Here is a 4,962-nt window from a genome sequence, read left to right as displayed (position 1 = left end):
CCCCTGGGTGGCGCGCGCACCCGCCCCCACCCCCCACTTCTCGGCATCGCACGCCGTCTACGCTCGGTCCATGCCGATCCCCGAGTTCGTCGCCGCCCTCCGCTCCCACGTCGGGACCGACCTCCTGTGGATGCCAGGAGTCACGGGGGTCGTGATCGACGACGACGGTCGCCTCCTCCTGGGTCAGCGTGCCGACTCGGGGCAGTGGGCAGTCGTCAGCGGGATCCTCGAGCCGGGCGAGGACCCCGCCGTGGGCCTCGCGCGCGAGGTCCTCGAGGAGACCGGGGTGAGCGTCCGGGTCGACGCGCTGACCGGGGTCACGGTGACCCCGGTCGTCGAGTACCCGAACGGCGACCGCTCGCAGTACCTGGACCTGTGCTTCCTGTGCCGCCCGGTCTCCCCCGCCGCAGCGGCCGCGGCTCACGTGGCCGACGACGAGTCGCTCGCGGTCGCCTGGTTCGCGCCCGACGACCTGCCCGCCGACCTCGCCGCCTCGACGAGCGAGCGGCTCGGCCACGCGCTGGGCTACCTCGCGGACCCGACCGCGGGGCCGTTCTTCGTCCGGTAGCCCGGAGCACCGGGCGAGCCTGCTCGCCCTGCACCGGCCGAACCGGCGAGCCCCGCACCGGGCGAGCCTGCTCGTCCCGACGCGCCTCGGTACCCCGCGCGTCGCCTCACGACCAGCGGAACAACCGCGCCGCCAACGGGAGCAGCACCACGGTCCACACGGCCATGACCACGAGCTGGGACACGGGCACACCGGTCTCGAACCAGCCCGTCGTCATGGCCTGCGTCGCGGCGCCGAGGGGCGTGTAACCGCCGATCGTGCGGAGCGCCTCGGGCATGATCGGCCCGGGCGTCCACATGCCCGCGAGGAAGAGCATCGGGAAGTAGAGCGTCATCCCGATCGCCGACGCCGTGCTGGCCTTGCCCGCGCGCGACGCGATGAGCATCCCGAGCGAGAACATCGACAGGATCCCCAGCAGGAAGCTCCCGACCACGATCGAGAGGTTGGCGGGCGCCGCGAGGTCGAACACCAGGCTCCCCATGAGCACCGCGAGCAGCGCCGCGACGCACACCGTCACCAGGTTGATGACCACGTGCGCCCCGATGAGCCCCTGCGGCTTCATGGGTGTGGTCGAGAGCCTGCGCAGCACGCCCTTCTCGCGGAACGTCGCAAAGTACACGGGCATGGTCGTGAGCGCGACGGTCGCGACCGCGGTCGCGAGCGCCACGGGCACGTAGACCGCGACGGCGGTCAGCCCTCCCCAGGGCGGCGGGGCGTCGGTCATGACCTCCCGCATGCCGGGGATCGCGAAGCCCACGCCCACGAGCAGCACGGTCGGGAAGAGGAGCGCGAAGAAGACCGTCCCCGGGTCACGGAGCAGCAGGCGGGCCTCGGTCAGGGTCAGGGTCCGCAGGCCGTGCCAGCCGGTGCCCGCGATCTTGCGGCGCCGGGGTGCTGCCACCTGCGGGTGTGTTGCCGTCTGCGTGGTCATCGCCCTGCTCCTTCGGTGCTGGACCGGTCGTCGGTCGCCGTGGGGCCCGTCGCCCCGGTGTGGTCGTACGTCCTGCCCGTGACGTGCACGAACACGTCCTCGAGCGAGCGGGTCACGGTCCGGACGTCGGGCACGACGTCCGCCTCGGCGAGGGCCAGCACGACGGCGGGCAGCACCCGCCGGGTCCCGGTCACCTCGATCTCGTGGCCCTCGCGCGTCACGGCCTGGACGTCCGCGAGCCCGGTGAGGATCTCGAGCGCCTGGGCCTCCTCGTGCGGTTCGAGCCGCAACCGGAGCACGCGCGACGAGTCGACCGACTCGATGAGCTCGGCGGGCGAGCCGGCCGCGACCACGACGCCCTGGTCGATGATGACGAGACGGTCGCACAGGCGCTCGGCCTCGTCCATGAAGTGGGTCACGAGCAGGATCGTCACGCCGCGGTCGCGCACGCGCTCGACGAGCTCCCACGTGGCGCGCCGGGCCTGCGGGTCCAGGCCCGTGGTCAGCTCGTCGAGGATGGCGACCTGCGGGTTCCCCACGAGCGCGAGCGCGATCGACAGGCGCTGCTTCTGCCCGCCCGACAGCTTCCCGAACTGGCGGGCCCGGTGGGGCGTCAGGTCCAGCAGGTCCATGAGCTCGGCAGGGTCCGCGGGCGACTCGTAGAACGACGCGTACAGCCGCAGCGCCTCGGCGACCGTCATGCGCTCGTTGAGCTCGGCCTCCTGGAGCTGGACGCCCAGGACCTCGCGGACCGAGGCCGGGTCCGCCTGCGGGTCCCGTCCGAGGATCCGGACGGTCCCGCCGTCGGCCTGCCGGAGCCCCGCGAGGCACTCGACCGTGGTCGTCTTGCCGGCCCCGTTGGGACCGAGGATCCCGAAGATCTCCCCCGGCCCGACGGCGAGGCTCACGTCGCGCACGGCGACGTTGCTCCCGTACGCCTTGCGCAGGGCGACGATCTCGATGGCGGGTGCGGCGCCGTCGGGCACCGTGGTCGAGGACGCGCCGACGGGCGCGCTGCTCGGAAGTGCGCCCGCTGCGAGCGCGCTGCCCGGGGACGAACCTGCCGGGACGGGATGTGCGGTGGTCATGATGCCCTCCCTGAGGGTGTGTTCGCCCGCCGGGCGGCGACCCGGTGGACCGGGCGCCGTCCGCTGGACGGTGATGGACGAGCTGGTGAGGGGCACGACGCTCCCTCTGACGAGGGACGCTGCGCGCAAAGGCGTCGGGGACGCCAGGGCCGTCAGGTCGTGACGGGAGCGATGGCCACCGACCGCGTGACCAGGTGGAACGTGAGAGCCGCTGCGGCGAGGGCCACGAGGCCGCCCACGACCGCGGTGAGGACCTGCGCGTCGGCCAGGCCGACGGCCTGGGCGAACGGCCTGCCGAAGTAGCCGCTCTGGAACGCGAGCTCGACGAGGACCACGGGGACCAGCAGGAGCGGGATCGCGAACGTCCCCCGCCACACCCCGAACCCGTAGTACCCCATGCCGATCGCGGCGCCCGAGAGCCAGTACACGCTGCAGAAGAACGCCTGCACCAGGAACGCGGTGCCGACCTGGCCCCCGTCGACGTAGAGCTGGGCCCGGTCGAGCTCGGGCGACCAGCCCTGCGCCCGGAAGACGAGCCACTCCACGTAGCCCAGGACCGCCGCAACGAGGGCGAACGTGAGCCCCAGGATCACGGCCGTGCACCAGGTCGAACGGATGAACGACCGGCGCGTGCCACCCGCAGCGACGTGCACCGCGACGCTCGCGATGGGCGCGATGATGCCCATGACGAACAGGAAGAACTTCGCCGACCCGCTCACGACGCCGTCGATCACGCTGCCGTCGAGGATGTCGGTGCGCACCTCGACGTAGCCGATGATGCCCGCGATGATCAGCACGATCACCCAGAACCACGCACCGATCTGCCAGGTCCCCGCGGACATCGACCACGTCGCGGTGCGCAGCGACCGCCGCTCGGCCGTACGGCGCACCGCGGCACGCTGCGCCTCCCGGCCGGTGAGGGCCGTGGGGCCCGTCAGGTTCTCGGTCATGACCGCTCCTCTCGGGTCAGGTGCACGAACAGGTCCTGCAAGGGCACCGCGCCGAGCTCGATGCCCGCCTCGGTCGCAGCGGCCCGCTCGGCGTCGTCGAGCGTGCCGAACAGCGTGACCTGGGCCGTGCCCCCCAGACGTTGGCGGGCCAGGACGCGTCGGCCGTCGACGAACGACTCGACCGCGGCCGCGGACCCCGTGAGGCTCACTCCCCTGCTCCGGACGGACTCGACGCTCTCCGCGAGGAGCACGCGCCCCTTGTCCACGATGACGACGTCCTCGAAGATCCGCTCGACCTCGTCGATCAGGTGGCTCGAGAGGATGATCGTGCGCGGGTGCTCGGTGTAGTCCTCGACGAGCGCGTCGTAGAACGCGTACCGGCTCGGCGCGTCCATGCCCAGGTAGACCTCGTCGAAGATCGTCAGCGGCGCGCGGGACGCGAGACCGATGACCGCACCGAGCGCCGAGCGCTTGCCGCGCGAGAGACTCTCGGGGGTCTTGCGCAGGTCGACCTCGAACAGGTCGACCAGACGGGCCGCGAGGTCCGCGTCCCAGTGCTCGCGCATCTCCGCGTAGTACCCCAGGCTGTCGGCGACCTTGGTCGAGGTGATCGTGTCGCCGCTCTCCCGGACGAGCTGCGTGCCGGCCATGGCCCACGCGTTCTCGAACGGGTCCTCGCCGTCGACCAGGACCGTCCCGGCGTCGGGGCGGCGCATGGCCGCGACGAGCGAGAGCGCGGTCGTCTTACCCGCGCCGTTGCGGCCGAGCAGGCCCGTGATGGTGCCGGGACGGACCTGGAGGCTCAGGCCGTCGAGCGCCGGGTGCTTCTCGCCCTTGCCGAAGCTCAGGGTCACGTCCCGCAGCTCGACGCCGAACGGCTCGGGGCGGGTGGGGGCGGTCATGAGGTCTCTCCCGTCGGGGTGGGGCGGTCCTGGGGGCCGCGGCCGAGCACGTGGTCCACGATCTCGGCGGGCGTGATGCCCAGCAGGTCGGCCTGGACCAGGGCCGGGCGCAGGACCTCGGCGAAGTAGCGGTCGCGGTGCTCGGCGAGCAGCTTCTCGCGTGCTCCGGAGGCGACGAACATGCCGACACCGCGCCGCTTGTAGAGGACTCCCTCGTCGACCAGCCCGGCGAACGCCTTGGCGGCGGTCGCGGGGTTGATGCGGAAGGTCGTCGCGTACTGGGTGGTGGACATGACCTGCTCCTCCTCGGCGAGGTCGCCGCTCAGGATCTGGGCGCGGATCTGCTGGGCGATCTGCAGGTAGATGGGTTCAGGTCCGTCGAACATGGTGCCCATCCTCTCGTCGATCGCACGTTCTGTGGTTCATTACATGAGTAATGAACCACAGAACCTGGACGGCGCGCAAGGGGTCTCTCTGTGCGACACCTGCCGAGAAGTGAGCTGTGGCCCCTGATCCCGCCGGA

The 4,962-nt window shown here is 72.0% G+C and carries 6 protein-coding genes; 1 reads left to right on the top strand and 5 read right to left on the bottom strand.

The genetic code is table 11. The annotated features are described in order from the left end of the window. The first annotated feature begins 70 nt into the window (after nucleotides 1-70). A complete protein-coding gene (locus tag ACFWFR_RS17295; protein WP_377615140.1) occupies nucleotides 71-568 on the top strand; it encodes an NUDIX domain-containing protein in 498 nt (165 codons plus the stop codon). Nucleotides 569-674: 106 nt separating this feature from the next. On the opposite strand, the gene ACFWFR_RS17290 is transcribed toward ACFWFR_RS17295, so the two are convergent. The 5 genes from ACFWFR_RS17290 to ACFWFR_RS17270 form a co-directional block, all read right to left on the bottom strand. Continuing rightward, nucleotides 675-1,499 carry an ABC transporter permease gene (locus tag ACFWFR_RS17290; protein WP_377623846.1) on the bottom strand — a complete coding sequence of 275 codons (825 nt, stop codon included), beginning with the start codon at nucleotides 1,497-1,499 and terminating at the stop codon, nucleotides 675-677. After that, nucleotides 1,496-2,587, bottom strand: a complete 1,092-nt coding sequence (locus ACFWFR_RS17285; RefSeq protein ID WP_377623845.1) for an ABC transporter ATP-binding protein — start codon at nucleotides 2,585-2,587, stop codon at nucleotides 1,496-1,498. Before ACFWFR_RS17285 ends, ACFWFR_RS17290 begins: the two co-directional genes overlap by 4 nt. Before the next feature lie 152 nt (nucleotides 2,588-2,739). Then, complete coding sequence (locus tag ACFWFR_RS17280; protein ID WP_191802213.1) at nucleotides 2,740-3,537, bottom strand: hypothetical protein; 798 nt, start codon at nucleotides 3,535-3,537, stop codon at nucleotides 2,740-2,742. Next, a complete protein-coding gene (locus ACFWFR_RS17275; protein ID WP_377623843.1) occupies nucleotides 3,534-4,439 on the bottom strand; it encodes an ATP-binding cassette domain-containing protein in 906 nt (301 codons plus the stop codon). Before ACFWFR_RS17275 ends, ACFWFR_RS17280 begins: the two co-directional genes overlap by 4 nt. Continuing rightward, a complete protein-coding gene (locus tag ACFWFR_RS17270) occupies nucleotides 4,436-4,825 on the bottom strand; it encodes a GntR family transcriptional regulator (RefSeq protein WP_377615145.1) in 390 nt (129 codons plus the stop codon). The genes ACFWFR_RS17275 and ACFWFR_RS17270 overlap by 4 nt, the downstream gene beginning before the upstream one ends. Between the last annotated feature and the right edge of the window lie 137 nt (nucleotides 4,826-4,962).

Origin of the sequence: Oerskovia sp. NPDC060287 (assembly GCF_042726775.1) — a bacterium.
Taxonomy (GTDB): Bacteria; Actinomycetota; Actinomycetes; order Actinomycetales; family Cellulomonadaceae; genus Oerskovia; species Oerskovia merdavium.
This window is presented reverse-complemented; position numbering and strand designations above follow the sequence as displayed.